29 protein-coding genes are annotated in these 26021 nt (G+C 52.8%); 14 read left to right on the plus strand and 15 right to left on the minus strand.

Translation table 11 applies throughout. From position 1 onward, the window contains the following. Nucleotides 1–97 precede the first annotated feature (97 nt). The 6 genes from hemW to AB8809_RS04255 form a co-directional block, all read right to left on the minus strand. Nucleotides 98–1240 (minus strand): radical SAM family heme chaperone HemW, encoded by a 1143-nt coding sequence (hemW, locus tag AB8809_RS04230; protein WP_349854496.1) that lies wholly within the window; start codon nucleotides 1238–1240, stop codon nucleotides 98–100. After that, nucleotides 1233–1826, minus strand: a complete 594-nt coding sequence (locus AB8809_RS04235) for an XTP/dITP diphosphatase (protein WP_349854494.1) — start codon at nucleotides 1824–1826, stop codon at nucleotides 1233–1235. The genes hemW and AB8809_RS04235 overlap by 8 nt, the downstream gene beginning before the upstream one ends. Nucleotides 1827–1843: 17 nt before the next feature. Continuing rightward, nucleotides 1844–2134: a DUF167 family protein YggU gene (yggU, locus tag AB8809_RS04240; protein ID WP_010279110.1), complete on the minus strand. Its 291-nt coding sequence runs from the start codon at nucleotides 2132–2134 to the stop codon at nucleotides 1844–1846. Then, entirely contained in the window at nucleotides 2131–2685 is a 555-nt protein-coding gene (locus AB8809_RS04245; protein ID WP_010295003.1) for a YggT family protein, read from the minus strand. The genes yggU and AB8809_RS04245 overlap by 4 nt, the downstream gene beginning before the upstream one ends. A 48-nt stretch (nucleotides 2686–2733) precedes the next feature. After that, nucleotides 2734–3555 carry a pyrroline-5-carboxylate reductase gene (gene proC / locus AB8809_RS04250; RefSeq protein WP_015841592.1) on the minus strand — a complete coding sequence of 274 codons (822 nt, stop codon included), beginning with the start codon at nucleotides 3553–3555 and terminating at the stop codon, nucleotides 2734–2736. Between the two features lie 90 nt (nucleotides 3556–3645). After that, entirely contained in the window at nucleotides 3646–4359 is a 714-nt protein-coding gene (locus AB8809_RS04255) for a YggS family pyridoxal phosphate-dependent enzyme (protein WP_349854493.1), read from the minus strand. A gap of 21 nt (nucleotides 4360–4380) precedes the next feature. Between AB8809_RS04255 and AB8809_RS04260 the strand changes: the two genes are divergently transcribed. Continuing rightward, on the plus strand, nucleotides 4381–5397 hold the full coding sequence (locus AB8809_RS04260) for a type IV pilus twitching motility protein PilT (protein WP_349854492.1): 1017 nt from the start codon (nucleotides 4381–4383) through the stop codon (nucleotides 5395–5397). On the opposite strand, the gene AB8809_RS04265 is transcribed toward AB8809_RS04260, so the two are convergent. From AB8809_RS04265 to AB8809_RS04275, 3 genes are all read right to left on the minus strand, one after another. Further along, nucleotides 5366–5746: a GGDEF domain-containing protein gene (locus tag AB8809_RS04265; RefSeq protein ID WP_369987562.1), complete on the minus strand. Its 381-nt coding sequence runs from the start codon at nucleotides 5744–5746 to the stop codon at nucleotides 5366–5368. The genes AB8809_RS04260 and AB8809_RS04265 overlap by 32 nt on opposite strands. A gap of 24 nt (nucleotides 5747–5770) precedes the next feature. Continuing rightward, nucleotides 5771–7192 carry a PAS domain S-box protein gene (locus tag AB8809_RS04270; protein WP_349854491.1) on the minus strand — a complete coding sequence of 474 codons (1422 nt, stop codon included), beginning with the start codon at nucleotides 7190–7192 and terminating at the stop codon, nucleotides 5771–5773. A gap of 529 nt (nucleotides 7193–7721) precedes the next feature. Next, entirely contained in the window at nucleotides 7722–9293 is a 1572-nt protein-coding gene (locus AB8809_RS04275) for a methyl-accepting chemotaxis protein (protein ID WP_181848552.1), read from the minus strand. 316 nt (nucleotides 9294–9609) lie between these two features. Between AB8809_RS04275 and nsrR the strand changes: the two genes are divergently transcribed. From nsrR to rlmB, 3 genes are all read left to right on the plus strand, one after another. Continuing rightward, nucleotides 9610–10035: a nitric oxide-sensing transcriptional repressor NsrR gene (nsrR, locus tag AB8809_RS04280; RefSeq protein WP_015841587.1), complete on the plus strand. Its 426-nt coding sequence runs from the start codon at nucleotides 9610–9612 to the stop codon at nucleotides 10033–10035. A gap of 41 nt (nucleotides 10036–10076) precedes the next feature. Continuing rightward, a complete protein-coding gene (rnr, locus tag AB8809_RS04285) occupies nucleotides 10077–12533 on the plus strand; it encodes a ribonuclease R (RefSeq protein ID WP_015841586.1) in 2457 nt (818 codons plus the stop codon). A 107-nt stretch (nucleotides 12534–12640) separates the two neighbouring features. Beyond that, nucleotides 12641–13372 (plus strand): 23S rRNA (guanosine(2251)-2'-O)-methyltransferase RlmB, encoded by a 732-nt coding sequence (gene rlmB, locus AB8809_RS04290; RefSeq protein ID WP_015841585.1) that lies wholly within the window; start codon nucleotides 12641–12643, stop codon nucleotides 13370–13372. A gap of 56 nt (nucleotides 13373–13428) precedes the next feature. Here rlmB and AB8809_RS04295 read toward each other — a convergent pair whose 3' ends face one another. Further along, a complete protein-coding gene (locus tag AB8809_RS04295) occupies nucleotides 13429–14964 on the minus strand; it encodes a methyl-accepting chemotaxis protein (protein WP_349854490.1) in 1536 nt (511 codons plus the stop codon). A 370-nt stretch (nucleotides 14965–15334) separates the two neighbouring features. Here AB8809_RS04295 and AB8809_RS04300 point away from each other — a divergent pair, with 370 nt between their 5' ends. Then, nucleotides 15335–15733: a DUF350 domain-containing protein gene (locus AB8809_RS04300; protein WP_015841583.1), complete on the plus strand. Its 399-nt coding sequence runs from the start codon at nucleotides 15335–15337 to the stop codon at nucleotides 15731–15733. 91 nt (nucleotides 15734–15824) lie between these two features. Here AB8809_RS04300 and bsmA read toward each other — a convergent pair whose 3' ends face one another. Further along, nucleotides 15825–16133 (minus strand): biofilm peroxide resistance protein BsmA, encoded by a 309-nt coding sequence (bsmA, locus tag AB8809_RS04305; RefSeq protein WP_349854489.1) that lies wholly within the window; start codon nucleotides 16131–16133, stop codon nucleotides 15825–15827. Between the two features lie 177 nt (nucleotides 16134–16310). Here bsmA and AB8809_RS04310 point away from each other — a divergent pair, with 177 nt between their 5' ends. Together AB8809_RS04310 and AB8809_RS04315 are read left to right on the plus strand one after the other, a co-directional pair. After that, nucleotides 16311–16646, plus strand: a complete 336-nt coding sequence (locus AB8809_RS04310; RefSeq protein WP_349854487.1) for a hypothetical protein — start codon at nucleotides 16311–16313, stop codon at nucleotides 16644–16646. Next, nucleotides 16627–17085: a hypothetical protein gene (locus AB8809_RS04315; RefSeq protein WP_349854486.1), complete on the plus strand. Its 459-nt coding sequence runs from the start codon at nucleotides 16627–16629 to the stop codon at nucleotides 17083–17085. Before AB8809_RS04310 ends, AB8809_RS04315 begins: the two co-directional genes overlap by 20 nt. Before the next feature lie 35 nt (nucleotides 17086–17120). Here AB8809_RS04315 and prfH read toward each other — a convergent pair whose 3' ends face one another. The 3 genes from prfH to AB8809_RS04330 form a co-directional block, all read right to left on the minus strand. Continuing rightward, nucleotides 17121–17744, minus strand: coding sequence for a peptide chain release factor H (prfH, locus tag AB8809_RS04320; RefSeq protein ID WP_349854485.1), 624 nt, complete (start codon nucleotides 17742–17744; stop codon nucleotides 17121–17123). Beyond that, nucleotides 17741–18862, minus strand: coding sequence for an RNA ligase RtcB family protein (locus tag AB8809_RS04325; protein ID WP_349854484.1), 1122 nt, complete (start codon nucleotides 18860–18862; stop codon nucleotides 17741–17743). The genes prfH and AB8809_RS04325 overlap by 4 nt, the downstream gene beginning before the upstream one ends. Nucleotides 18863–19153: 291 nt before the next feature. Continuing rightward, nucleotides 19154–21094, minus strand: coding sequence for a Cache 3/Cache 2 fusion domain-containing protein (locus AB8809_RS04330; protein WP_349854482.1), 1941 nt, complete (start codon nucleotides 21092–21094; stop codon nucleotides 19154–19156). A gap of 292 nt (nucleotides 21095–21386) precedes the next feature. Between AB8809_RS04330 and yjfP the strand changes: the two genes are divergently transcribed. From yjfP to AB8809_RS04360, 6 genes are all read left to right on the plus strand, one after another. Then, on the plus strand, nucleotides 21387–22139 hold the full coding sequence (yjfP, locus tag AB8809_RS04335) for an esterase (protein WP_349854481.1): 753 nt from the start codon (nucleotides 21387–21389) through the stop codon (nucleotides 22137–22139). Nucleotides 22140–22320: 181 nt separating this feature from the next. Further along, nucleotides 22321–22713 carry a 30S ribosomal protein S6 gene (gene rpsF / locus AB8809_RS04340; RefSeq protein ID WP_005974793.1) on the plus strand — a complete coding sequence of 131 codons (393 nt, stop codon included), beginning with the start codon at nucleotides 22321–22323 and terminating at the stop codon, nucleotides 22711–22713. Between the two features lie 5 nt (nucleotides 22714–22718). Further along, complete coding sequence (priB, locus tag AB8809_RS04345; protein WP_015841576.1) at nucleotides 22719–23039, plus strand: primosomal replication protein N; 321 nt, start codon at nucleotides 22719–22721, stop codon at nucleotides 23037–23039. A 4-nt stretch (nucleotides 23040–23043) separates the two neighbouring features. After that, the gene (gene rpsR, locus AB8809_RS04350; RefSeq protein WP_005974788.1) at nucleotides 23044–23271 is read left to right on the plus strand and encodes a 30S ribosomal protein S18; all 228 of its coding nucleotides are present in this window, start codon (nucleotides 23044–23046) and stop codon (nucleotides 23269–23271) included. Between the two features lie 41 nt (nucleotides 23272–23312). Then, nucleotides 23313–23765, plus strand: coding sequence for a 50S ribosomal protein L9 (gene rplI / locus AB8809_RS04355; RefSeq protein ID WP_010279043.1), 453 nt, complete (start codon nucleotides 23313–23315; stop codon nucleotides 23763–23765). A 131-nt stretch (nucleotides 23766–23896) separates the two neighbouring features. Next, on the plus strand, nucleotides 23897–24259 hold the full coding sequence (locus tag AB8809_RS04360; RefSeq protein WP_039277909.1) for a DUF488 domain-containing protein: 363 nt from the start codon (nucleotides 23897–23899) through the stop codon (nucleotides 24257–24259). Here the strand turns inward: AB8809_RS04360 and AB8809_RS04365 are convergent. Beyond that, nucleotides 24256–24969 (minus strand): LysM-like peptidoglycan-binding domain-containing protein, encoded by a 714-nt coding sequence (locus tag AB8809_RS04365; protein ID WP_336712065.1) that lies wholly within the window; start codon nucleotides 24967–24969, stop codon nucleotides 24256–24258. The genes AB8809_RS04360 and AB8809_RS04365 overlap by 4 nt on opposite strands. Nucleotides 24970–25343: 374 nt before the next feature. On the opposite strand from AB8809_RS04365, the gene fklB reads away from it, so the two are divergent. Next, nucleotides 25344–25964 (plus strand): FKBP-type peptidyl-prolyl cis-trans isomerase, encoded by a 621-nt coding sequence (gene fklB, locus AB8809_RS04370; RefSeq protein ID WP_015841573.1) that lies wholly within the window; start codon nucleotides 25344–25346, stop codon nucleotides 25962–25964. Nucleotides 25965–26021: the final 57 nt, after the last annotated feature.

Here is a 26021-nt window from a genome sequence, read left to right on the forward strand (position 1 = left end):
GAGGCGGCTCGACATAAGCGCTGTAAGCCTTGCAAAAGGAGAGATAGGGTGGGAAGCGGTGGGCAGGTTTACCAGAGAAAACCTGCCCACGGAATGATTACTCTTCTTCCGCCAGAAACAGCTCCAGCAGGGAGTTCAGAAACAGTTTACCGTGTTCGGTGATTTGCCAGTGCGTGGCGGTTTCCGTCAGATAGCCTTGCGCCAGTGCCTGATCCAACTGCGTGCGGATGCAGTGTTCTTCCAGACCGGTGTACGCCGTGAAATCCGCTCGTGGAGCGGCTTCCAGTAGGCGGAAGCGGTTCATGAAGAACTCAAAAGGCCGATCGTCGTTAGCAACGTCGTGCTGTTTATCCAGATATGTGCCTTGCATATAGCCGCGCGGATGGCGGACTTTGACCGTGCGCAGAATGCGGCCGTCGCTGAAGGTCAGCTTGCCGTGCGCCCCGCAGCCAATCCCTAAATAGTCACCGAAGCGCCAGTAGTTCAGGTTGTGCTGGCACTGATAGCCCGGTTTGGCATAGGCAGAGGTTTCATATTGCTGGTAACCCGCGGCGCTGAGTAGCGCGTGGCCCTGCTCGTAGATGTCCCACAGCGCGTCGTCGTCCGGTAGCGTCGGCGGGCGCGAACTAAACAGTGTATTGGGCTCGATGGTGAGCTGATACCACGATAAATGCGGCGGATTGAGCGCGATGGCCTGACGCAGGTCGTCCAGCGCTTCGTCCAGCGATTGATCCGGTAAGCCGTGCATCAGGTCCAGATTAAAGCTGCGTAATCCCAGACCGGTCGCCAGGTGCGCTGCGCGCTTGGCTTCGTCCGGGCCGTGAATACGCCCTAAGCGCGTCAGCTTTTGCGGATCGAAACTCTGCACGCCGATGGAGATGCGGTTAATGCCTGCGCGCTGATAGCCGCTGAAACGATCGGCTTCAACCGTGCCGGGATTGGCTTCCATCGTAATTTCGGCATCCGGTGTTAGCGGAATTCTTGCCCGAACGCCGTCGAGCAGCGCCTGCATCGCTTCCGCGCTCAGCAGGCTGGGTGTGCCGCCGCCAATGAAGATCGAGTGCAGTGCACGACCGCTCGCCAGCGGCAAATCGGCATCCAGATCCGCCAGCAGGTGATCGACATATTCCTGATGCGGCACGTCGCCTTTCAGCGCGTGAGAGTTGAAATCGCAGTACGGACATTTCTGTACGCACCACGGAATATGGATGTACAGGCTGAGCGGGGGAAGCTTAAGCATTGCGTAGCGCATCCAGCAGCAGGCGCAGCGCCTGACCGCGGTGAGACTGCGCGTTCTTCTCTTCACGCGTCAGTTCTGCCGCCGTTTTACCCAGTTCAGGCACGAAGAAGATCGGGTCATAGCCGAAGCCGCCGCTGCCTGCCGCTTCATGCGTCAGCACACCCTGCCAGCTACCGTGGCAGACAATTGGCGTCGGGTCTTCCGCGTGGCGCAGATATACCAGCACGCAGTGGAAGCTGGCACGGCGTTGTTCATCCGGTACCTCTTTTAATGTCAGCAGCAGCTTATCCAGATTTTGCTGGTCGCTGGCATCTGCGCCCGCGTAGCGTGCCGAGTAAATGCCCGGCGCGCCGCCCAGTGCATCGACAGCCAGACCAGAATCATCGGCAATCGCCGGTAGCCCTGTGATTTGCGCCGCATGACGTGCTTTCAGGATGGCGTTTTCGATGAAGGTCAGGCCGGTTTCTTCGGCGGAATCCACGCCCAGTTCGGTCTGCGCCACAATATCCAGACCGAAATCGGCCAGCAAGCTGGCGAGCTCGCGCACTTTACCGGGGTTTCCGGTAGCCAAAACCACTTTTTGCATCGTCTTGTCCTGCGTGTTTATTCAATGAAGTCCGCGACGTCAGCCGGGATATGTTGCGGATGGGTAATTCTAATCTGTTTATGCCGCCCGAGTTCGCCTTTTTCAATCACGACCAGACTCTTGGCGACCCGAAATTGTTTGGCGAGAAATTTGGTCAGATGGGCATTGGCCTGCCCATCAACAGGTGGTGCGGTAATGGCGACTTTCAGTTCGTCGCCATGCAAACCCACGATCTGATCCCGGCTGGCTTTCGGCTGAATATACAGTCGAATCACCAGCGCATCGCCGTGGCGGGTAATCGCACTCACAGCAGGAACCACAGCCCCGGGAACAGGTCCATGCCCAGATAGTTGAGCATATACAGAATCAGAATGACGGCCATGGCAGAGAAATCAATGCCGCCCATGACCGGAATAATGCGACGGAGCGGTGCCATTAGCGGTTCGGTCAACTGATGCAGCAGATACTCAATAGGGCTACGACCTTGACTGACCCAGCTCATGATGGAACGGATGATGATGACCCAGAAGACCAGATAGCCGGCGGATTTAATCAGCGAAATGAGCCCGACCAGCAGGTTCATTGGGCTGAGGGAAATCGCGCCAACCTGAATCAGCAGCAGTAACGGGTATTTGATCGTCGTGAGAATAAAAGCCAGCAGCAGCGAGGCGCTGTCAATCGGCCCTAATGACGGCAAAATGCGGCGCAGCGGCCCGACAATCGGCTGGGTGATTTTGACGACAAACTGCGACAGCGGGTTATAGAAATCGCTGCGTGACCACTGCATCCAGATGCGTAGCAGCAGGACCATTACATAGAGGTCGACCAGCGTTTTGACCAGAAAAGTCAGGGTGAGCATAAGTACGTCTTTTCCTTGTAAGATAAAGAATCGGGGAATCCGCTTTGGTTAAAAAAGCGTTTCCATTTCCTGTGCGCGAGCAATCGCCGCCTGCATGGCCTCAGCCACAGTTTGCGTCAACTGCTGTTCGTTAAATACCCGCAGGGCTTCTGCCGTGGTGCCGCCCTTGGAGGTGACATTCTCCCGCAGCGTTGACAGCGCCGTATCGGGGTTGGCTTCAACCAACGCGGCGGCGCCCGACGCGGCCTGCTGCACCAGCAGGCGAGCCGTTTCCTGGCTGAACCCCTGACGGATGGCTTCCTGCTGCATGGCTTCCATAAACAGGAAGAAATAGGCCGGTGCGCTGCCCGCGGCGGCGATCACGCCGTTAATGCCTGATTCGCTATCCACCCAGCAAATTTTACCGACGCTCTGCATCAGCTGTGCGGTGAAGTCTTTATCAGCCTGACTGACGGAGGCGGGGGCGTACATCCCACTCATGCCTTTTCCGACCAGAGACGGTGTATTTGGCATAATCCGTACGATATTCAGCGGTTCTCCCAGCAGTGCCTGAAAACGCGCGATACTGATGCCTGCCGCAATCGAGAGTACCAGTTTACCGGAGAAGTTGACTTGCTCATGCAGCGGTTCGCAAACTGTTGCCATCATCTGCGGTTTGACGGCCAGCACAATGACATCCGCTTCCTGAGCGCAGCGGACATTGTCTGCACTGCTGATCACGCCGTATTGTGCCGCCAGCGCATCGCGGTTCTTACCCGAAGGCGCGCAGACGCTGATGTGTTGAGCGGGGTAACCGCCGTTGACTAATCCGGCGATAATGGCCTGCGCCATGTTTCCGGCACCAATAAACGCTATTTTACGTTGCTGCATCTGCATCCTCGTTGCTCACCTGTTTGTCAAAGATGACGTGCCGTTCAGGGCGTGCCTCTGCGGTTTATGCGCTTTTGGCTGATGGTTTGGTTATACGCTTTTTGCTGCATAGTCCCGCGCGCCAAAGATTGCCGTGCCAATACGCACCAGTGTGCTGCCAGCGGTAATCGCCGCGCGCATGTCGTCCGTCATCCCCATAGAGAGTGTATCAATATGCGGATAAGTTGCGGACAACGTTTGGAACAGTGCTGCCATTTGTTTGAAAACGACCAACTGCTGTTCATAATCTGTTTCCGGTGCCGGGATCGCCATCAGGCCACGCAGGCGCAGGTTGGGCAGCGCGGCGACGCTGGCGGCGAGTTCCGCCAGTTCATCGACCATAATGCCGGATTTGCTCGGTTCGCCGCTGATATTAATCTGCAACAGAACGTTTAACGGCGGCAGCGTGGCCGGACGTTGTTCGCTCAGACGTTGCGCGATGCGCAAACGATCTACGGTATGAAACCAGTCAAAATTCTCGGCTACCAGCCGACTTTTGTTTGACTGTAACGGGCCGATAAAGTGCCATTCCAGCGGTGTATTCGGGTGGTTTTCCTGGAAATAATGAATCTTCTCCACGCCTTCCTGAACATAGTTCTCGCCAAACGCCTGTTGCCCTGCCGCGATGGCTTCTTCGATCGCGCTCACAGGTTTGGTTTTACTGACTGCAAGTAGCGTAATGTCTTCTGGTGCCCGCGCGCAATGCGCAGCGGCGGTGGCGATTTGTTGCCGGATGTCCTGTAGATTCTGCTGGATTGTCGTCATGGTTATTCAGGAGGTTAATCTATGGAATTGGATGAGTGGATAGCGCGTAGTGTAAAACATAATGCCTCAGATCTGCACCTTTGTAGCGGCCACCCGCCAGTGTTACGTGTCGATGGGCGGCTACAGCCTGAAAATACCTTACCACGTTTAACGTCAGGGCAGGTGGCACAATGGTGCGATGCCTGGCTTGAACCCGCTCAGAGAGAACAACTGCGGCAGTTTGGTCAGATAGACGGCGCGTTAATGCTGCCTGATGGGCAGCGTCTGCGGGTAAATGTGTTTCGTCAGCGAGAAGGGCTGTCCGCGGCGCTGCGTATTATCCCGTCCGTTCAGCCGTCATTGGACGGGCTACACGCGCCACCCGTTCTGTCGACGCTGCTGGAGAAACCGAACGGGCTGATCCTGATTACCGGAGCGACGGGGAGCGGTAAATCCACGACGCTGGCGGCAATGCTCGGGGCGTTAAACGACAGCAGCGATCGCCATGTGATTACGCTGGAGGATCCGATCGAGTTTATCCATGCCAGCCGACGCTGCCTGATTCAACAGCGTGAGATCGGTGCGCACAGCGCGTCTTTTGCACAGGCGCTACGGGCTACCTTGCGGGAAGATCCCGATGTGATTCTGCTGGGAGAATTGCGCGATACGGAGACGATTCGGCTGGCGCTGACGGCGGCGGAAACCGGTCATCTCGTGCTATCCACACTGCATACGCGCAGTGCATCGCAGGCGGTCGATCGTCTGATTGATGTCTTTCCCGGTGAAGAGAAAGCCTATGTTCGCAGTCAGCTAGCCACCTGTTTGCAGGCCGTGGTGACGCAAAGGTTGTTGCCTTCTGCACTCGGCGGTCGCATTGCGCTTTATGAAGTGCTGACGGCGACAGCGGCAGTCAGCAACCTGATTCGGGAAGGGAAAATGCATCAGCTTCCCGGCCTGATTCAAACGGGAACGGCTGCGGGCATGCAAACGTTCGAGCAAAGCTACCAGCAGCGCTGTCGGGATGGGCTTATTTCACACAATTGCGCCCTTGCCGTTTAGCCGCATAGAGGTTTGCATCGGCTAACTGAATCCAGTCCTCAACGGAAGCAAGATCGGAACGGTAAGCGGCAATGCCTGCGCTGATCGTGAAATGCAGAGTCTGGCGATCGTATTCCAGCGTGTGCTGCTCAATCGCTTTACGAATACGCTCAATGGTCATCATCGCCGTTTGGTAAGAGATATCTTTTAACAGGATGATGAACTCCTCACCGCCGAGGCGGGCGACCAGATCTTCCTGGCGCAGCGACATGCGCATGAGCACCGCCAGCTCTTTGAGGACGGCATCGCCAGCCAGATGACCATATTGATCGTTAATGTTTTTGAATAAATCGATATCAATAATGGCCAGACAGCTTTTATCCGTCTGCTGGTTTTACTGATTGTGGAGAAAAAAGGCATTGGCCTGTTCGAAGAAGCTGCTGCGATTCGGCAGGCCAGTAAGAAAATCATGCCCCGCGCTAAAGCGCAGTGAGGCTTCTATCTGTGTGCGCTCATCTTCCAGTGAACGCGCGTGAATGATGATGCCAAGCGTCTTCACCAGCGGAGCCAGCAGCTCGATCATCGTTTGATCGTAACCTTCCCGGCGGTTGGCCAGCGCGATCATGCCAAGCGCTTTGCCGTTGTGGGTGATAGGAATACCAAGCAGGGAATACAATGCGGGGTGGATGGGCGGGAGATCCCGCCCTGCCTTTTGCCTCAGCAGGTTATTGGTGCACACCACCGTATTGTGGGTCACCACGTGACCAAACAGATTATCCAGTTTACGGATCCTCAGGCCGCCGTGGGTTCTGCGCTGGTTTCTGTACCAGTTCAGGGTTTCTTCATCCCAGGTAAGGTTGGATATCGCGGGAAGGTATAGCGACTGGCCGTCTTCGTCTTCCTGCAACGTGGCAATGAAGCCAAAGGTGCTGTTGGTGACATTAAGCAGTCGCTCAAAGACTTTGTCGCAGGCGGAAAGCAGATTATGGTCGAGGAGAAAGCTGTCGTGGACTGACAATAGGATATCGAGAATGATGCCTTGCTGATGGGCTTTCTTTTCGGTTTCGACGTTTTGCGTGATGTTGTGGGCATATTTAATGATTTTTCGCACATTGCCGTCGCTATCCATGATCGGACTGTAGGTCGCTTGTATCCAGTATGAATGGCTGCCTTTGCCCAGTCGATGGAACCGTCCGCTGATGGGGTGGCCGCGGTGTAAGGTTTCCCAAAATGTTTGATACTCTGTTTGTTCAGTATCAACAGGGTTGCAGAGTAGACGATGGTGCTGACCGAGTAGGTCTTTTTCCTCATAGCCTGTCAGCACCAGATAATGTTTATTGATATGAGTGATATAGCCATCTTTATCAAACTCAATGACGCCTTGCGCGTTCTCAATCGCATCTAACCGTGCACGATGTTCTGACACGAGAAGTTTTTCCTGCGTAATATCCGTTGCCAGTTTTATGATGCCGATATGTCGGCCTTTGTCATCGATAATTGGCGTATAAGCCGCATGGAGCCAAATAATTTCTCCTTTTTGGGTTTTTCGCTGGAATTCCCCTGCGTTGATATTTCCTTTAACCACATCGTGCCAAAAATGATCGTGTTTTTTACGTTGTGCTTCTGGCAGAAAAAACGTGTGATTTTTCTGAATAATATCTTCTTTTTTATAGCCTAGCATTTTGCAAAAAAGAGGATTGGCCTCAACCAGTTTCCCTGCCAGATCGAATTCGGCGATGGCATAAATGGAATCAAGTGCGTGTAGTTTGGCTTCACTGTCAAACCTGGTAATCAAATCAACTGACTGATTATTCATGTTTATCTCTGCCTATATTCTTTCTGTCTTTATCCTTGATTCGCTATTATCAGAAGCATCCACGTTATCATGGTGCCATCTGGCGTGTTATCGGGCGATTGGTGTCCCTTTTTTTGTACGCGAAAATCAATGGAACGAATTAATAAAATAGCGTGCTATTAATTTAATTAATAATCGTTTTGTATTGATATAATTAATGGCAGAAAACGTATGGCGAATGCTACCAATAACAAATATCGCTCATTGTCTTTTTATTCAATGCGTTGAGGAAGTTGTGTTGATCGGTTTTACGCTGAAACCTTATTTATACGCCTATATGTAAAAACAGAGAATAGCGTTAAAAAAATAATACTCAAATTATCCGGAAGTATACCTATGAAATAAGTGTGTTAAGACGGAAATGGGTTCCTGCCTGTTCCGTTGTTTATTGGTTTTTTTAAAGAGGGAAGGAATAAACAGGGGACTCTCTGTGGGGGAATACCTGTGGTCGGCGATGGGGCTGACCACAGGCGGTGTAATATACCAGCGATTAGGAAAGACGAGGTTCTACCTGAAACAGCGCCATAGAGCGCATGAGCTGCTGAGATTGTTGCTCCAGTGATTGCGTAGTGGCGGATGACGCTTTAACGAGCTGCGCGTTATGCTGAGCGACCTTGTCGATTTGTGTGAAAGCGACGTTAACCTGTTCGATACCTCGATGTTGCTCTTGTGTGGCGGTGGAGATATCTCGCATCAGTTGCGTAATACGGATGATTTCGTCGGTCACTTCATCCATGGTTTCACCCGCTTTAGAAGCCAACTCAAGCCCTTCGGACACGCGCGTCTGGGAATCCAGGATCAACGAACGGATCTCTTTTGCGGCCTGCGAGCTATGCTGCGCCAGATTGCGTACCTCTCCGGCGACGACGGCAAAGCCTCTGCCTTGTTCGCCTGCGCGAGCGGATTCAACGGAGGCATTCAGCGCCAGTATGTTGGTCTGGAACGCGATCCCGTCAATGACGCTGAGGATGTCATTGATACGCTTGGCGCTGACGGCGATCTCCTGCATTTTCTCGATGACGTAACAGACGGACTCGTTGCTGCGGCTGCTGGTGTTCGAGACGTTATTGGCGAGTTGATGCGCAAGTTCGGCGTGGTCGGCATTCAGTTTCACCGTGGCACTCAGTTGCTCCATGCTTGCTGCCGTCTGTTCCAGTGCGGCAACGGATTCTTCAGTGCGCTGGGCAAGCTGGGTGTTTTCTTCAAAGAGCTCGCGACTGCCGAGATCGATTTGCGTGCTGGCATCGCGCACCTGGCTTACCGATTCCAGCAGCGCACCCTGCATGCGGCCAATAGCATCGTTGAGTCTACCCAGTTCGTTGTCTCCACCTTGAATCAGGCGGCGGGTCAGGTTACCCGCGGCGACCTGCTCCAATTGCTCAATGGCATAATCCAGCGGTTTGAGCAGCATGTGCCGCAGTGCGATCCAGGCTAATGCAACCAGCGTGACAGACAGCAGGCAGGCAATGGCAATGAGCAGCAGCATCATGTTCTCATTACGTTCGGACTGTGCCAGACCCTGTTCGGACAGCTGTTGGGCATACTGACGAAAGTTTTGAATTGATAAATCAAAGGCTTCACTCAGCGGGCCGAGCTGTTTTTCCAGTACGTCATAATATTCGTCGGTATACTGTTTTTGCAGCGCGCTCAGCATCGGTGTCATGCCCTGCTGAAAATAGGCCTGATAGGTTTTCAGCACCTCCTGCGCCAGCGCCTGCTGCTTCGGATCGGCATTGGCTGATTTGATCACGCGGTCAATGTCTTCCTGCGACTGGTTGAGGTGCTTCTCTACAACCCCGGTTTCCTTCGCTCCATCGTCCAGCAGGCCGATTTCGATTTTCCTGACGGCGAGCGTTGCCGATGCGCGTGCGCTGAGCGTTTGGTTATAGCCGCTCATCAGGTTGCCCAACTCAATACCCTGAATCTGGTTTTGTGCCGTCAGCGTTTCCCTGTCTTTCTTAATGGCAACCACGCCCATGCCGCTAACGATAAGCAGCAACAGGGTGGTTAACAGCAATAGTGTTAATAAGCCGGTACGAATAGAAATATTTTTCAACCTCATGGTGTCCTTTTCCTTACGCCGCCTTTCGTGGGGGATAGCCCAGTCATCAATGGATATGGTGTGTCCAACAGAAGAGAATACGTTATCTGTGTTGCGGTGAGATAAAATTAAAAAGATATGGCTGGCGTAAGAAAGAGGATGTGGGGGAAGAGCGTAGCCAGGCGGTTTCTTTCAACGTGGGTTTCTCTTGACACATAAGGGTATAAATAATTAGCCGTAGCGTTTACGCCTGGTTTATTATCTGTCAATAGCATTGGTTTTTCAGGGGCGTACTTAATATGCCCATTAATGATACCCAGAGGTATCCGAGGTTTATGTGCAGTTAACAAGTTTTACGGATTATGGCTTGCGGGCGCTGATTTATATGGCATCGCTTCCGGGCGGGAAAATGACCAGCATTTCTGAGGTAACGGAAGTGTATGGCGTGTCTCGTAATCATATGGTCAAAATTATCAATCAACTTAGTCGTGCTGGGTTGGTGATGGCCGTGCGCGGCAAAAATGGCGGTATCCGTCTTGGGAAACCAGCAGAAACCATTCGAATTGGCGATGTTGTGCGCGAACTAGAACCGCTTACGCTGGTTAACTGTAGCCACGAGTTTTGCCACATCACGCCAGCCTGCCGTTTGAAGCAGGTGCTTCAACAGGCGGTACAAAATTTCCTGCAAGAGCTGGATCAATACACGCTGGCTGATATGGTCAAAGAAAACCCACCGCTTTATAAATTATTGTTGGTTGAATGAGTTTTGTTCAGCCTCCTGCTGATGACAACGGAGGAACCGCAATGTCACAAGATCCATTCCTGGAACGAGAAGCAGAAAAATACGAATCCCCCATCCCCAGTCGTGAATATATTTTGGCGCACATCGCCAAGCGCGATACCCCGATTAGCCGGGAAGAATTAGCCGCCGACCTGCAATTAACCGGAGAAGAACCTCTCGAAGCACTGCGCCGCCGCCTGCGTGCGATGGAGCGTGACGGTCAGCTTATTTTTACCCGCCGCCAGTGTTATGCGTTGCCGGAAAAACTCGATCTGCTGCGTGGGACGGTTATTGGTCACCGCGATGGCTTTGGCTTCCTGCGTGTGGAAGGCCGCAAAGACGATCTTTATCTGTCGGCTGAAGAGATGAAACGGGCGATTCACGGCGATGTCGTGCTGGCACAGCCGCTGGGCGCGGATCGTAAAGGCCGTCGTGAAGGGCGCATCGTGCGCGTGCTGGAACCGCGTACCGGACAAATTGTCGGCCGCTATTTTGTCGATGCCGGTGTCGGGTTCGTAGTGCCGGATGACAGTCGTCTGAGCTTTGATATTCTGATCCCGAAAGAAGAAATTAACGGCGCCCGCATGGGCTTTGTGGTGGTGGTTGAACTGACGCAACGCGCCACGCGCCGCACGAAGGCGGTCGGTAAGATCGTCGAGATCCTCGGTGATAACATGGGAACCGGGCTGGCGGTGGATATCGCCCTGCGTACCCACGATATTCCGCACACCTGGCCACCGAAAGTGGAAGAGCAGGTGAAAGATCTTGCCGAGGAAGTGCCGGAAGCGGCGAAAAAAGGTCGTGTGGATCTGCGTAAGCTGCCGCTGGTAACGATTGACGGCGAAGATGCCCGTGATTTTGATGACGCCGTGTACTGCGAGAAGAAACGCGGCGGCGGCTGGCGGCTGTGGGTTGCCATCGCGGACGTAAGCTATTATGTGCGGCCGAATACGCCGCTCGACCATGAAGCGAGGGCGCGTGGCACCTCGGTGTACTTCCCGTCGCAGGTGGTCCCAATGCTGCCGGAAGTGCTGTCGAACGGACTATGTTCGCTTAACCCGCAGGTTGACCGTCTGTGTATGGTCTGTGAAATGACGGTATCGGCACAGGGCAAGCTGTCGTCCTACAAATTCTATGAAGCGGTGATGAGTTCACACGCGCGTCTGACCTACACCAAAGTGTGGAATATTCTGCAAGGCGACGCTGAGCTGCGTGAGCATTACAAACCGCTGGTGGGTGGGCTGGAAGAGCTGCACCACATGTATAAGGTGCTTGAGCACGCGCGTGAAGTGCGGGGCGGTATCGCGTTTGAAACTGAAGAAGCGAAGTTCATTTTCAACGCTGAGCGCCGTATCGATCGTGTGGAAGCCGTGGTGCGTAATGATGCCCATAAGCTGATCGAAGAGTGCATGATTCTGGCGAATATCTCCGCCGCGAAATTTGTGGAGAAAAACGAAGAGCCAGCGCTGTTCCGTGTACACGATCAGCCGAGTGAAGATCATGTATTAGCTCTGCGCAGCGTGTTGGGCGAGCTGGGTCTGACGCTGAAAGGTGGAATGAAACCACAGCCGAAAGACTACGCGGAATTGATGAATGAGGTGGCGGATCGCCCCGATCGGGAAATGCTGCAAACCATGCTGCTGCGTTCCATGAAACAGGCGATTTATGACCCGGAAAACCGGGGGCACTTCGGGTTGGCATTGACGTCTTACGGCCACTTTACGTCGCCGATTCGTCGTTATCCTGACCTGTCGCTGCACCGCGCGATTAAATATCTGCTGAGCAATCGCCATGAGCGTTGGACACCGACGGGTGGCTGGCACAGCGATATTAACGAGATGCTACAGCTGGGTATGCACTGTTCGATGACGGAGCGCCGGGCGGATGAAGCCACGCGCGACGTTGCGGACTGGCTGAAGTGCGACTTTATGCAGGATCACGTGGGTGAAGTCTTTACGGGAATCATCTCCAGCGTGACCGGTTTTGGCTTCTTCGTACGCCTGAAAGATCTGTTTATTGATGGTCTGGTGCACGTTTCTACGCTGGATAATGACTACTACCGTTACGATAATATCGGTCAGCGGCTGATCGGTGAATCACGCGGGCAAGTTTATCGCCTAGGCGATGAAGTCGAAATCCGCGTTGAGGCGGTGCATATGGATGAGCGCAACATTGATTTTGCGTTGATTTCCAGCACGCGCAAGGTTCGTGGTGAAGGGAAAACCGCGCGCGACCGTGCGAAGAAACCGGATTCGCGTGAGGCTAAGCCAGCTCGACGTCGTCGCAGCGCCAGCAAAGCGCCAGCAAACTTTGAGCCGGATGCCGCATTCCGCAAAGAAGGCGACCGCAACGCGAAATCGGATAAGCCAAAAGCCAAGCCGAAAAAGAATCGCGATAAAGCGAAAAAGAACGCGGAAAAAACGCGTAAAATCGCCGCCGCAACCAAAGCGAAACGAGCAAAGAAAAAGTCTGCTGAGTAAGGTTAGCTAACCTGTTTCCTCCCCTGTGAAGGGGAGGATGGCGTGGGGCAAACCTCTATCTCTAAATTAACGGGCACTGCCTGTTATGGTTAATTTGAAGAGTATCAATGAGCGAAATTATTTACGGTATCCATGCAGTTAAGGCACTGCTTGAGCGCGATCCACAGCGTTTTCTGGAAGTTTTTGTTCTGAAAGGACGCGACGATCGTCGCCTTCAGCCCGTGATTGCGGAGCTGGAAGCGCAGGGCATCGTCATTCAAGTGGCGAATCGCCAATGGCTGGATAAGCAGGCTGACGACGCGGTGCATCAGGGGATCGTAGCGAAGGTCAAAGAAGGGCGGAAATATCAGGAAAACGACCTGCCTGCGCTGTTAGACAATCTGGAAACGCCTTTCCTGCTGATATTGGACGGCGTGACCGATCCGCATAATCTGGGTGCATGCCTGCGTAATGCGGACGGTGCTGGCGTACATGCGGTGATCGTGCCGCGCGATCGCTCTGCGCAGCTTAATGCGACGGTGAAGAAGGTTGCCTGTGGTGCAGCGGAAACCGTACCAGTTATCAGCGTGACCAATCTGGCGCGTACGATGCGTCTGTTGCAGGAGCGTAATATCTGGATCGTCGGCACGGCGGGTGAAGCGGATCATACGCTGTACCAAAGCAAGCTGACCGGGCCACTGGCGCTGGTCATGGGCGCGGAAGGGGAAGGGATGCGTCGCCTGACCCGCGAGCACTGTGATGAGTTGATCAGTATTCCGATGGCAGGCAGCGTGTCTTCACTGAATGTGTCTGTTGCCACTGGCGTGTGTCTGTTTGAAGCCGTTCGCCAGCGCGCATAATTAGAGTCGCGAATGATAGCAAAGAGGTGCCCTGGGGCACCTCTTTGTCGTTGGGTCTATGCAGCGGGGCTCGCCAGCCTGTGAATGCTTTGTTGCGAAGGCTGTAAAAGCCGGAAGACGGAAACCGCGTCAGAAAGCACAATCGCCTGTTGTTCCAGCGAGTGAGCGGCAGAAGAGGATTGTTCTACCAACACGGTGTTTTGCTGCGTGTTTTGATCCATTTCTATGATGGCCTGACCGACCTGAGAAATACCGCGGTGCTGCTCGTCCGAGGCGGTTGTAATGTCCTTCATGATGGTGTGAACCTGCGTCACTGACTGGACAATCCCTTCCATCGTTTTCCCTGCGCCGTTAACGAGCGCCGCGCCGTTATTAATCTGCGAAACTGACTCACCAATTAGCGTATCGATCTCTTTGGCTGCCTGCGCGCTGCGCTGTGCCAGATTACGCACTTCGCTGGCGACGACGGCAAAACCGCGTCCCTGCTCACCGGCTCGCGCCGCTTCTACCGCAGCATTGAGTGCCAGAATATTGGTTTGAAACGCGATACTGTTAATCATTGAAGTAATTTCAGCGATACGGTGGGAGCTTTGCGCGATACCGTGCATAGTATTGACGGCTTTAGAAACCTGCTCTCCCCCCAGATTTGCGGTATCGGAAGCATCCATCACCAGCCGATTGGCCTGATGGGCGTTATCGGCATTCTGTTTCACCGTCGATGTCAGCTGTTCCATGCTGGCAGCGGTTTCTTCCAGTGCAGCGGCCTGTTGCGTGGTGCGAGAGGAGAGGTCGGCGTTACCCGCAGAAATTTCCCCAGCGGCATAGGAAATCTGGTTCGCGCTGAGGCGAATTTTATCAATCATGCTGTGCAGATTACTGTTCATCTGCCCCATAGCTGAAATCAGCTGGCCTAATTCATCGCGGCGTTCATTGTGAAGTTGTACGGTGAGATCGCCTTCCGCAATGGCGCGGGTGGCGTGTAACGCCTGATGTAGCGGGCGTACGATCTGCCGCGAGATAACGATTGCCGTGGTCAGACCGAGTATGATGGCGATAAGCGTAATCACGCCCAGCTGGATATCACTGTTTATGACATTACGCCCCGCACGACTTTCTTCCGTGAAATAAAGCTTGTTGATGTTTTCCTGCAACTGCGCCATTTGATTATTGAGCTCGCTGAGCGTCTGTTGACTAACGGTAGGGCTCATGACTTGCTGGCGCTGAGTCAGGTAAGCGTTGAGGGAGGCGCTGATATCCTGAATGGCGCTTTTATCTTCCGCTGGCCAGTTCCCTGTTGCAATCTCCTTCAGCAACGCGGATAGCTCGTCGTTGATATTACCGATCGCGTTGTCATGTTGCTCCAGATACTGTGCTTTACGCTCCAGCGCGTAGCCAAAGTTGCCTTCCCGCGCAACGACGGTTTTGTCATACATGGCGCCAAGACGGCTGATGCGTTTTAACGACTGGTCGCTATTGTGTAATCCGTAAAAGCCGACCATGGAGAGAATCACCCCCATGATGAGCAATAAACCAAATCCTACCAATAACTTTCGCGTTACAGACAGGTTTTGAAATGACATCCAGCGCAGCATAAACTTCTTCCTTTCGTTCATTAATTATTTACCGTTATCGCAGGCCAATAACGGTTTAGTTGTCGTTGTGTGTTTGCATAAAGAAGGCAGGTGATGAACGTGAAACGTGCTCCTATCTAACTGATAAAAAATGCCTTATCTGTTATCGGCATTTCAGATGCAATGCTTATCCATTTTCTTAAAAAATGTGAGGATACTCGTGCGGATAGAGCGGCCGAGGGAATAAAGCGCTTCACAGGGGATTCCTGCATTGTTTATCACGTAAAGTCATGTATAGACGCTTTGCTATGCGAGAATCATCTATATTCTTCATGCTTCCTCTTATTTATTGCTGATGCGCCAACGGGGCTCATTTAAAAGGAATATCGCTATGCCTATTGTTACGTCGCTACTCGCTTTCGCCTCTTATTTCTTTATCGGGTTTGCCATGGTGCTGGCCTTTCTGTTTATCTACACCCGCGTTACGCCGCATGATGAATGGGCGCTGATTAAAGAGAACAATGGTACGGCAGCCATTGGGTTTGGTGGGGCGTTAATTGGCTATGTGATCCCGCTTTCCAGTGCGGCGATTAATTCCGTGAGTCTGGTGGATTACATTACCTGGGGCGTGGTTGCGCTGGTGGTGCAATTACTGATTTATTTCGCTGTGCGCCTGTATATGCCGCGTCTTAGCCAGCATATCCAGAATAACGATGTTGCCTCTGGTGCCTTTCTTTGTGCCGCCTCGCTCAGCGGCGGGATTCTGAATGCGGCGTGTATGTCGTATTAATTTGCCACTGCATGACGATACCGGGAATCTGCCCGGTATTTTTTTGTCCGCCACCCTCGCCAACCATGTTTTGACAACCAGTCTCGCAGATTCAGCGGTACAGCACGGCGCGCGCGAACCACATGCCGGGGAGCGTTGCGGCCTCGGATTTCAGCACAATCACATAATAGTGTGCGCCGGAGGCATCGGCTTTTTGTTGAAGGGCGCGATCGACATCATCTGCGTTTCCGCGCATGCTCACCGAAATCGTCCCCATTTTTTCCAACTGGCTGGTTTGCGCGTAGCGAATTTCAAGCGCTTTCTCCGCAGGCGGCGGTGCCGCGACAGGCTTACCTTGTATGATCTGGCAGCCGGACAGCACCAGTATTAAGGGTAAGAAAAGTATCCGTACGATTTTCATCGTTTCAGCCAGACAGGAATAGATAGCGGAAGTGTAGCACTATTACAAAATCCACTATGAAGGCTTATTTTGGGTTGACCAGATTGTTACTAATTGACTATTTTAATTTGTCTATGGGTATGAACTCTGGATTAAACGATCAGATTTCTGTAGTCATTTATTTGGATGGAGTAGGGCATGGGAATTGCCACTTGTCAGATCAAGGAACTCACCTTAAGTGCACGCTCGGTAGAAGCAATTGAACAAATCAACACATTAGTTGATAGCGCAAACCGACTAGCATTCGCTGTTTCAACCACCCCTCTTTACAGTATTTTCAGCGATCCCCGCAGCGCTAAAGACGTTACTTATAATATTAGCGATTATGATTGGGAACTTTACGGCCAAGCAATGGCTGGTATACCAAATATTCTCAGGCATAAATTGGATCAAGTCGTGGAGCCCATGGCATGGTCTTCTGTAGGAGAAGAGTCTGAATTCTGGAAGTGTGTCTATGCGTCGTACAATAAGTAGGTTTATCTTTTTCTTCTTTATTGCTGGCTATATACACGCAGCCGAACCTTCATTACATGAATTAGATTCGATCTATCAGCAGTGCCGTGATCGGGGCAAGGAAAGTCCCGTCACATTACCGCCTGAAAATGATTGGTTCTGGACGTTAAACGACGATGATAAAGCCACTACGCTTGTTTATTTGAATGAACAGGCGATGAACCGCTGTACCGGAAGTGAGGTGGATAAATTGGCGCTAAAAGCATTCCATTTGGCGGTGGAGGGCGAACGCGGGTTTTTGGATAGGCTCATTGCGGCGCGAACAACAACGTTAAAGCCTTTGCAGCAGCAATGGATAGCTTCGCATCGTGATGAGCTTAATCGACTCGGTCAACAGTCAGATCTACAGATGCCGTTCAGCCTATCCCAATACTTTAAGGCCATTTCCGAGAAGAAATAACAGGCGGGCAATCGGTGCCCGCCTGTGAGTTGAGGTCAGCGCGACGTGACCAGCGTGAAATCTTCGGCTTTGAAGACTTTTACCGGATTGCCGCGTTCGATCTGGTGATGGAACAGACGCCGCTGTGCCCGTAGTTCGGCATGCAGCTGTTGCTGTAACGCTTCCAGACGATAGGCGATGAGGTAACAGGCCAGACGCTTGTTCGCGTGCTGGCTGCGCTCACTCTGCACCTTCACTGTGATGCCGCTGGCGACATGAGTAGCGCGGACGGCAGACTCGGTTTTATTCACATGCTGTCCGCCGGGGCCGGAGGATTTGGTGGCTTCAAAACGAATCTCGTTATCGGCAAACGCCTGTTCCTGATGAAAGCGTGCGACGCCGATAAACCAGTTCTTACGTCCACCCCCTTTACGCCACGGGCTATTGCACGTCCACTGAAGCGTACCGCACCAGTTGGCAGCCAGCGGTTCCGCCCGATCGCCGTTTAACAGCACCAGTGCGGAACGCAGTGTGCCAGAGCGTTTCCCTGCTTCGGTTTCGATGATCTCACATTCGATACCTTGCCGGGCGGCATCCCGTATCAGAGCCTGTAAGGCTTTTGCCGTTGCCAGCATGCATTCGTCCGGCCCCTGCGCGGCGGAGAACTGAAGCAATATCATTTATCCTCCCCGCGCGTTTTGTAGGTGAGAACCGGTTTCAGGCGAGCAATCAGCGTGATTAATCCCGCCTGTTGCATCGCGCCAATCACGCTGTCTATCGGTTTGTAGGCTTCTGGCGCTTCCTGAAAAATCAGCTGCCTGTCCTGACAAATGACGCGGCTGCCAAAGCGGGTACGTGCCAGTTGCTGGGCGCTGTAACGTGAAGACAGCCGATCTTTGCACTCCGTGCGCATCCACTTTCTCCCTGCGCCATGTGCCAGTGAATACAGGCTGTCGGCGTGAGGGATAGGTTGTACGATGTAGCTGTAGTCACCGCGTGAACCGGGAATGATGACCGGGCCGCAGTCGGCAGGCGTCGCGCCTTTGCGGTGCAGCCAGCCAGAAATGCCTTCAATCGTTGTCGGTGTCACCAGATTGTGGTTCACGTCCAGTACGGCATCGCCTTCCGTATGCCAGCGATCCAGCATCCGCAGCGCGATCAGTCGCCGATTGTTGGTAGCAAACGTCAGCGCGAACTGGTGCTGTTCCAGATAGGCCTCTGCGGCTGGCGTGTTGGCTTCAAGCCCCTGATGGCTGAATTCCCGCACATGGGCTTCCAGGATGGTTTGCCCTAATCCGCGTGAGCCGCTGTGAACGAGCAACAGAAGCTGTTTAGGATCAATATGCAGCTCGTGCAGCGCATCCGGCTGATAAATGTCATCAAGCTGCTGCAATTCTGCAAAGTGGTTGCCGCCGCCGATGGTGCCTAGCGAATAGCGGAAATCCGCCAGCGCGGGGGGAATTTCGATATCGTCTTCCAGTGGTCCATCAATATTGCCAAGCCGTTTCTCCAGCTTATCCAACGAAATCTTATTGGCATTAAGGCCTGTGCGCCATAGCGCCATGCCGCAGCCGATATCGTTTCCGACCAGCGCCGGATAGAAGCGCTGTTGTGAAAAAAAGGCGGCGCCAATAGGGTAGCCACGGCCCGGATGCAAATCTGGCATGCCGGCCACGCGGACCATATCGGGAAGTTGTGATGTAATTTGAAGCTGTTGGATTGCTTTATCTTCAATCCAGGTATTTTCCGTCGCGATCACACTGACGCGCGCCGAAATAGAGCGAATAGCATTGCCCATAGATCATCCTGCTGATCAATTTAAAAATAGGGTAAGGCAGGCTACAGCTGGGGGGATAACGCAAAGCGGAAAAGAATGCGGAATTAGTCCCGAGATGTCCTGCAAAGAATCAGAGTTAGTGTTGTCATGATGTCGTCTCCTTTGTCAGTGTGGGGGAAGGGTGAAAAAGCGTCGGCATAATACTCAAGTGGGGGCCACCGTGCAATACCTGCAACACGATGGCCACGAAGAGGGGGGCTTTTGTGTCGCGCGATTAAAATGGCGACACAAAAGCGGAGATTTTACTGGGGGTTAAATTCGAAATACGCTGACCAGTTCGCTAAGGTGGTGGCCTTTCTGGCGCAGACCCTGTGCGGTGTCTTCCGAGTTGTTGACCAGAATGGTGTTTTCCTGCGTTGCCTGACCAATTTGTACAATCGCGATATTCACCTGGCCAATACCGGCAGACTGCTCGCGTGAGGCGATATCGATATCGTTCACGATGGTGCTGACCTGCAGGATGCGGTTACGCAAGTCGTCCATTACCGCCTGCGTTTTTTCTGAGAAATGGTAACCCGCTTCGATTTTCTCCAGCGATTCATCAATCAGGGTTTCGATCTCTTTCACCGCGGTAGAACTGCGCTGCGCCAGCGCGCGCACTTCGGCAGCAACCACGGCGAAGCCTCTGCCGTGTTCACCCGCACGTGCGGCTTCAACCGCCGCATTCAGCGCCAGAATGTTGGTCTGGAAAGCAATAGATTCGATCACCGTCGTGATATCGGCAATTCGCTGCGAGGAGTTCTTGATGTCGCTCATCGTAGAAACAGAGTCGGTGACGGTCTGGCTACCGCTACGTGCCGCTGCGGCACTCTGCTCTGCCAGATCTTTGGCGGCGGAGACGTTATCGGCGTTCTGCTTCACGCTGGCGGAGAGCTGCTCCATGCTGGCAGACGTCTCCTCGACGCTGCTGGCCTGACGGGCAATCTGCTCGCTGATGTTCTCGCTATCGGCAGCCAGTGCATCGGTGCTGGCACTGATTTCTTCGGATGCATTTCTGACCTGTGACACAATCGTCGTTAGCCCTTGTCCGATGCCGTTAATGGCATCGATCAGCCGACCTACTTCGTCGTAACGGTTACTGGAAAGCGTCGCCGTCAGGTTGCCGGCAGAAAACTGTTCCGCCACTTTGACGATTTCAACGAGCGGCTGGCTTAGCCATTTGCGCGTCAGCACGACAAAGAATGCGGCGAAGAGCAGAACCAGAATAATACCGCCACCTAAAAACAGGTTACGGGTGTGATTAATCTCAGCCATGAGGCTTTCTTTACTCACTGTGCCAGCAACAATCCAGTTCCACTGTGGAATACTGCGATACACCATGATTCGGGTTTTTTCTTCGCCGGTCATCGTGTTGTTGTCGTATTCGATCGTGCCATTACCGGTTGCCAGCACTTTCTCTAACGCACCTTCCGACCAGTCAGGGCGCTGGTTGGCGTTGCTTTGGTGGTAAAGATAGTTGCCCGCATCTTTTCCTTTTTTCGTATTAAGCACAAAGAAATGGCCTGTCTCACCCATTTTTTTGTTCAGAATCGTTTGTTGCATCTCGGTAAATTGCTTCGTGATGTCGACACCGACGAACAGAATGCCGATAACCTTGCTGGCACTGTCGCGTATCGGCTGGTACTGGGTGATGTACTGTTTGCCGAACAGCGTTGCTAGCCCACTGTAGGTTTCACCTTTCATCACGAGGGCATAGGCTGGGCTCTCACGATCGAGCTTGGTGCCCATCGCGCGCGATCCGTCTTCTTTTTTCAGTGACGTGGTGACGCGCGTAAAATCTTCTCCATCGCGGACAAAAATCGTTGAGATCGCGTGGGTACGGCTCAGAAAGTCATCTGGCACTTCGGTGTTGAGGTTCAAGACCGTATCGCCAGCCTTAAGCGTTGGCTGAGAAGCGTTGCTGAAAGGCGTGCGGTTAACGGTATCCAGCGAAAACTGCGTCGGCAGAAAGCTTGCCAGCAGACGCGTATAGTTGCTGACCTCGGCTTGTAGGCTGGTATCGTACATGTTGATCATGTCGGTGACTCCATTCACCTGGCTCTGCATGTCATTGAGGGTCAAAGATTTCAGCTGATTGCCTGCGGAGCGGGTAAGAGTGAGGGTGAAGACAATGAACAATATCGCCACGCTCAGGGAGGCGATAATTGATAACTTGATACCCAAACCCCAGTGTTTAAAGGAAAGTCCCAACATACGTGTGTCTCTTATAATAAAAAGGTTATTTTTTAGTCTTACTCACATGCGTTAACGGCAGTAAATGAAAAAAAATTAATCACGGAGTGTAAACATTCATTTCAGTTATTGATCTGGATCAATGTGATTTTTTTATTTACATAAATACGCCGATTAAACCAGCACGGAATTCATGACGACACGGGATAAGAAGATTGCTGTGAGTGGGTTTATCGTAAAAGGATGCCCCCTTTCTGCGAAATACGATTTCGCTACATAAAAATAGGCTGACAGAGCGGAAAACGAGGGAAATATGGTCGAAATGTCATTAGATAAGCTCGGTAGCGGTATTGAGGCGATTCACGCAGTACCGGCGGGAAGCAGAGATCTGCCGTTACCGACGATTTTTTTCTTCCATGGTTACACCTCATCAAAAGAGGTGTATTCGTATTTTGGCTATGCGCTGGCGCAGGCCGGGTTTCGGGTGATACTGACCGATGCAGTTATGCACGGTGCGCGCTATGACGGCGATGAATCGCTGCGGTTGGCTCATTTCTGGGACATCCTGCAAACGAATATTGAAGAACTCCCCGGCTATGTGGCGGAATATCGGCAGCGTGGCTTGATCGACGGGGAGCGGATTGGCGTTTGCGGCGCGTCGCTCGGTGGAATGAGTGCGCTCGGCTGTATGGCGCGTTATCCCTGGATTACTGCGGTGGCGGCGTTTATGGGCTCCGGCTATTTCTCTACGCTGTCGTCGGCACTGTTTCCTCCGGTTCCGGCCGATGGTGAGGAAAATCAGGCGGTGTTGCAGGCATTAGCGACCAAACTGGCGGATTATGATGTCAGCACGCGTCTGGACGCGCTGTCCGAGCGACCGCTGCTGGTATGGCACGGTGAAGCGGATGACGTCGTGCCAGCGGCAGAAAGCGTTCGTCTTTATCAGGCATTACAGGCGCGTGATAAACTGGCCAATCTGACGTATCTGACTGAGCCGGGCGTGGGGCATCGCATTACGCCAACGGCGCTACAGGCGGGCGCTGATTTCTTCCGGCGGACGCTGTAATTTTGCCCCTGGCGCTGAAATATCACTACGCAGAAAACTCCTGTGTTTCTTCCTTGTGTTCTTTAATATCGGGCACTATACTTACGCGTCATTTTTTCAGCCGCACACATACACGTTCCTTGCCTCCACGGGCCGCGGTTGACCCAGACAGGAGGCTGAATAATCCGTAAGGAGCAATTCGATGCGTCATTACGAAATCGTATTTATGGTTCATCCTGACCAGAGCGAACAGGTTCCGGGCATGATCGAGCGCTACACTGCTACCATCACTGGTGCGCAGGGCACGATCCACCGTCTGGAAGACTGGGGCCGCCGTCAGCTGGCTTACCCGATCAACAAACTGCATAAGGCACACTACGTTCTGCTGAACGTTGAAGCGCCGCAGGAAGCGATCGATGAGCTGGAAACAAACTTCCGCTTTAACGATGCCGTTATCCGCAGCATGGTTATGCGCGTTAAGCACGCGGTAACTGAAGCATCTCCAATGGTGAAAGCGAAAGACGAACGCCGTGAGCGTCGTGAAGATTTCGCTGAAGCTGGCGATGATGTGGATGCAGGGGATTCTGAAGAGTAATTGTTGTGGTGACGGTGAATCGTCTGGTGTTGTCCGGCACAGTGTGCAAGACGCCCATTCGTAAAGTCAGCCCGTCAGGTATTCCTCACTGCCAGTTTGTGCTTGAGCACCGCTCGACGCAGGAGGAAGCCGGATTGAGTCGGCAAGCATGGTGTCGTATGCCCGTGATTGTCAGCGGACTCTCGTCACAAGCAGTTACCCACAGTATAACGGTCGGCACGCAACTTACCGTGCATGGTTTCATTAGCTGCCATCAAGGGCGCAATGGGCTAAGCAAGATAGTGTTACATGCCGAGCAGATTGAATTGATAGATTCTGGAGACTAGCCACATGGCACGTTATTTCCGTCGTCGCAAATTCTGCCGTTTCACCGCGGAAGGCGTTGTAGAGATTGATTATAAAGATATCGCTACGCTGAAAAACTATATCACTGAAAGCGGCAAGATTGTTCCGAGCCGTATCACCGGTACTCGTGCAAAATACCAGCGTCAGCTGGCCCGCGCTATCAAGCGTGCGCGTTACTTGTCTTTGTTGCCGTACACTGACCGTCATCAGTAATCGGCCACTGTCCATTAACGAGACTTTGAGAGGATAAAGTAATGCAAGTTATTCTGCTTGATAAAGTAGCAAACCTGGGCAGCCTGGGTGATCAGGTAAACGTTAAAGCGGGCTACGCTCGTAACTTCCTGGTTCCACAGGGCAAAGCTGTCCCGGCAACCAAGAAAAACGTTGAGTTCTTCGAAGCACGCCGTGCTGAACTGGAAGCCAAACTGGCTGACGTTCTGGCCGCTGCTGAAGCTCGCGCCGCTAAGATCAAAGAACTGGGTAGCGTTACTATCGCGTCTAAAGCAGGCGACGAAGGTAAACTGTTCGGTTCCATCGGTACTCGCGATATCGCTGATGCGGTAACGGCTGCCGGTGTTGACATCGCTAAGAGCGAAGTTCGCCTGCCGAACGGCGTTCTGCGTACTCTGGGTGAGCACGAAGTAAGCTTCCAGGTACACAGCGATGTATTTGCTGAGCTGAATGTAGTTGTTGTTGCTGAAGCGTAATTCACGTTTATCGTCGAATTAACACTTTAGTTAACATGTGAAACGCTGGCCTTGTGCCAGCGTTTTGCATTTTAGGGATTGGGGAAATGACCTATTATTACCGATACCTAAAAAGTGAGGCCGGAGGCCACATGCCTGACTTGATTCACCTCATCCGCGTCTATGACGCTCACGCGCCTTTCTCTTCTCCCACATTTCTTATTGACCGCCTGTGGCCGCGTGGCATCAGTAAAGCGCGTCTGGAAGGCGTTGAGTGGTTTAAAGACATTGCGCCGAGCAGCGAACTGCGGAAATGGTTCCACGCCGAGCCGGAGCGTTGGGCGGAATTTGTGGATTATTATCGTAATGAACTCGCGCAGGGGACGGCGTGCGACCGGTTATTAACGTTGCTTGAGCAGCAGAAAGCCATCACGCTGCTTTATGGCAGTAAAGACGCGCAGCACAACCATGCCATCGTTCTGCGCGATTTTCTATTGGGACGGTTAGCTCGTTAGCGAGTACGCGTAAAGGCGCCGTCTGCACCGCGGGTGAAGCGAATTGTCTGGTTCGCCGTGGTTTCGATTTCCAGCTCGGCGACCATGCCTTGCGCATTCAGCTGTAATTTAACTTCCTGACCTGCTCGTAAATTGCTGAGCGGCTTATCCCTGCCTTCCACCTGAGCCATCGCGAATACATCGCTGACGGGCAGATTGTTATCGCGAAAGAGCTGAGCCAGCGTTTGTCCTGAGGCGATCTCGTACTGTCGCCATGGTGCTGATGACGGCGTCGGAGGCGGCGTAGTAGCAGGCTGCTGCTGTGACATTGAAGGTTGGTTTTCAATAATCACGGCCTGCATCGCCTCCTGATTATCTGCCTGGGTAAGAGGAACTGGTGTAGTGCGGATAGGTTGTGGATGTTGTGCACTGTAAGGCCAGAGCAATACGACCAATAGCAGGGCGATGGCGATTAAAATCCAGCGACGGTGGAGGAGCGGCAACGGTTCCATCCAGTGGTAACCATCGGGCAGATGCCAGATTTTTTGCAGCATGGCACCAAGGCGCTCACGCGGGGAAGCAGGAGGCAAGCGTTCCTGATCTTCGCGTTCTCCGTCATTTTCCACGGCTACAGCATTTGAGGGCTGCCGCTGAATAATTCGCTGGCAGAAGCGTACTAGCGTTTGATAATCCCAGGTGGTTTTCCGCTTCCTGGGCGCAATTCTGCCCATGGTGACCTCTCTTACTACGGTTTAATATAAAAAACAGTTCAGTATAAAAACGGCATCACATAAAAATGATGTGATTAACAGCGCTATGCCAGTCACTACGCTATATCAGTAGAAAAGCGGCGTCGGCATAAAAACAGTATCAGGATGATAACGCAATCCAGTATACCGATAATCTGCATGAGCTGACCAGTTAACGCGTTGATGATTAAGGTAACCACTGAGCCAGGAACATCAGAACTACCAGTATAGGCCAGCTTCCCGGAATGGCTTGGCTGGCGTGCGGTTAACGTGATTACCTGCACACAGGATTTTACCCCAATCCCCGTCGCTGTTATGCTGCGCTTTCAGTTTTTTACAGATTAAAAGGAACATCCATGACAACTCCTTCTTTTGATAGCGTCGAAGCGCAGGCAAGTTACGGCATCGGCTTACAGGTTGGTCAACAGTTACAGGAATCAGGTCTTGAAGGTCTGATCCCAGAAGCTCTGCTTGCTGGTCTACGCGATGCGCTGGAAGGTAATGCGCCTGCGGTGCCTGTGGATGTGGTTCATCGTGCGCTGCGTGAAATTCACGAGCGTGCTGATGCGGTACGTCGCGAGCGCCAACAGGTGCTGGCGGTAGAAGGCCAGCAGTTCCTGGCTGAAAACGCGCAGAAAGAAGGCGTGAACAGCACGGAGTCTGGTCTGCAATTCCGTGTGTTGACTCAGGGTGAAGGTGCTATCCCGGCTCGTCAGGATCGCGTACGTGTACATTACACGGGTCGCCTGATTGACGGCAGCGTGTTCGACAGCTCCGTTCAGCGCGGTCAACCTGCTGAATTCCCGGTAAGCGGTGTGATTCCAGGTTGGATTGAGGCGTTGACGCTGATGCCAGTCGGCTCCAAATGGGAACTCTATATTCCACACAATCTGGCGTATGGCGAACGTGGCGCGGGTGCTTCCATTCCGCCGTTCAGCGCGCTGATTTTTGAAGTGGAACTGCTGGAAATTCTGTAATCTCCAGACAAAGAAAGGCGCTCACTGAGCGCCTTTCTTATTTCTATTTTCTACTGA

The sequence above is a fragment of the Pectobacterium aroidearum genome (assembly GCF_041228105.1).
GTDB lineage: Bacteria > Pseudomonadota > Gammaproteobacteria > Enterobacterales > Enterobacteriaceae > Pectobacterium > Pectobacterium aroidearum.

Excerpts from the sequence above, each read along its gene's own strand:
- hemW (WP_349854496.1), bottom strand. The coding sequence starts at position 1,240 with ATGCTTAAGCTTCCCCCGCTCAGCCTGTACATCCATATTCCGTGGTGC.
- AB8809_RS04235 (WP_349854494.1), bottom strand. The coding sequence starts at position 1,826 with ATGCAAAAAGTGGTTTTGGCTACCGGAAACCCCGGTAAAGTGCGCGAG.
- AB8809_RS04245 (WP_010295003.1), bottom strand. The coding sequence starts at position 2,685 with ATGCTCACCCTGACTTTTCTGGTCAAAACGCTGGTCGACCTCTATGTA.
- proC (WP_015841592.1), bottom strand. The coding sequence starts at position 3,555 with ATGCAGCAACGTAAAATAGCGTTTATTGGTGCCGGAAACATGGCGCAG.
- AB8809_RS04255 (WP_349854493.1), bottom strand. The coding sequence starts at position 4,359 with ATGACGACAATCCAGCAGAATCTACAGGACATCCGGCAACAAATCGCC.
- AB8809_RS04260 (WP_349854492.1), top strand. The coding sequence starts at position 4,381 with ATGGAATTGGATGAGTGGATAGCGCGTAGTGTAAAACATAATGCCTCA.
- AB8809_RS04270 (WP_349854491.1), bottom strand. The coding sequence starts at position 7,192 with ATGAATAATCAGTCAGTTGATTTGATTACCAGGTTTGACAGTGAAGCC.
- AB8809_RS04275 (WP_181848552.1), bottom strand. The coding sequence starts at position 9,293 with ATGAGGTTGAAAAATATTTCTATTCGTACCGGCTTATTAACACTATTG.
- rnr (WP_015841586.1), top strand. The coding sequence starts at position 10,077 with ATGTCACAAGATCCATTCCTGGAACGAGAAGCAGAAAAATACGAATCC.
- rlmB (WP_015841585.1), top strand. The coding sequence starts at position 12,641 with ATGAGCGAAATTATTTACGGTATCCATGCAGTTAAGGCACTGCTTGAG.
- AB8809_RS04295 (WP_349854490.1), bottom strand. The coding sequence starts at position 14,964 with ATGCTGCGCTGGATGTCATTTCAAAACCTGTCTGTAACGCGAAAGTTA.
- AB8809_RS04300 (WP_015841583.1), top strand. The coding sequence starts at position 15,335 with ATGCCTATTGTTACGTCGCTACTCGCTTTCGCCTCTTATTTCTTTATC.
- bsmA (WP_349854489.1), bottom strand. The coding sequence starts at position 16,133 with ATGAAAATCGTACGGATACTTTTCTTACCCTTAATACTGGTGCTGTCC.
- AB8809_RS04310 (WP_349854487.1), top strand. The coding sequence starts at position 16,311 with ATGGGAATTGCCACTTGTCAGATCAAGGAACTCACCTTAAGTGCACGC.
- AB8809_RS04315 (WP_349854486.1), top strand. The coding sequence starts at position 16,627 with ATGCGTCGTACAATAAGTAGGTTTATCTTTTTCTTCTTTATTGCTGGC.
- prfH (WP_349854485.1), bottom strand. The coding sequence starts at position 17,744 with ATGATATTGCTTCAGTTCTCCGCCGCGCAGGGGCCGGACGAATGCATG.
- AB8809_RS04325 (WP_349854484.1), bottom strand. The coding sequence starts at position 18,862 with ATGGGCAATGCTATTCGCTCTATTTCGGCGCGCGTCAGTGTGATCGCG.
- AB8809_RS04330 (WP_349854482.1), bottom strand. The coding sequence starts at position 21,094 with ATGTTGGGACTTTCCTTTAAACACTGGGGTTTGGGTATCAAGTTATCA.
- yjfP (WP_349854481.1), top strand. The coding sequence starts at position 21,387 with ATGGTCGAAATGTCATTAGATAAGCTCGGTAGCGGTATTGAGGCGATT.
- rpsF (WP_005974793.1), top strand. The coding sequence starts at position 22,321 with ATGCGTCATTACGAAATCGTATTTATGGTTCATCCTGACCAGAGCGAA.
- rpsR (WP_005974788.1), top strand. The coding sequence starts at position 23,044 with ATGGCACGTTATTTCCGTCGTCGCAAATTCTGCCGTTTCACCGCGGAA.
- rplI (WP_010279043.1), top strand. The coding sequence starts at position 23,313 with ATGCAAGTTATTCTGCTTGATAAAGTAGCAAACCTGGGCAGCCTGGGT.
- AB8809_RS04360 (WP_039277909.1), top strand. The coding sequence starts at position 23,897 with ATGCCTGACTTGATTCACCTCATCCGCGTCTATGACGCTCACGCGCCT.
- AB8809_RS04365 (WP_336712065.1), bottom strand. The coding sequence starts at position 24,969 with ATGGGCAGAATTGCGCCCAGGAAGCGGAAAACCACCTGGGATTATCAA.
- fklB (WP_015841573.1), top strand. The coding sequence starts at position 25,344 with ATGACAACTCCTTCTTTTGATAGCGTCGAAGCGCAGGCAAGTTACGGC.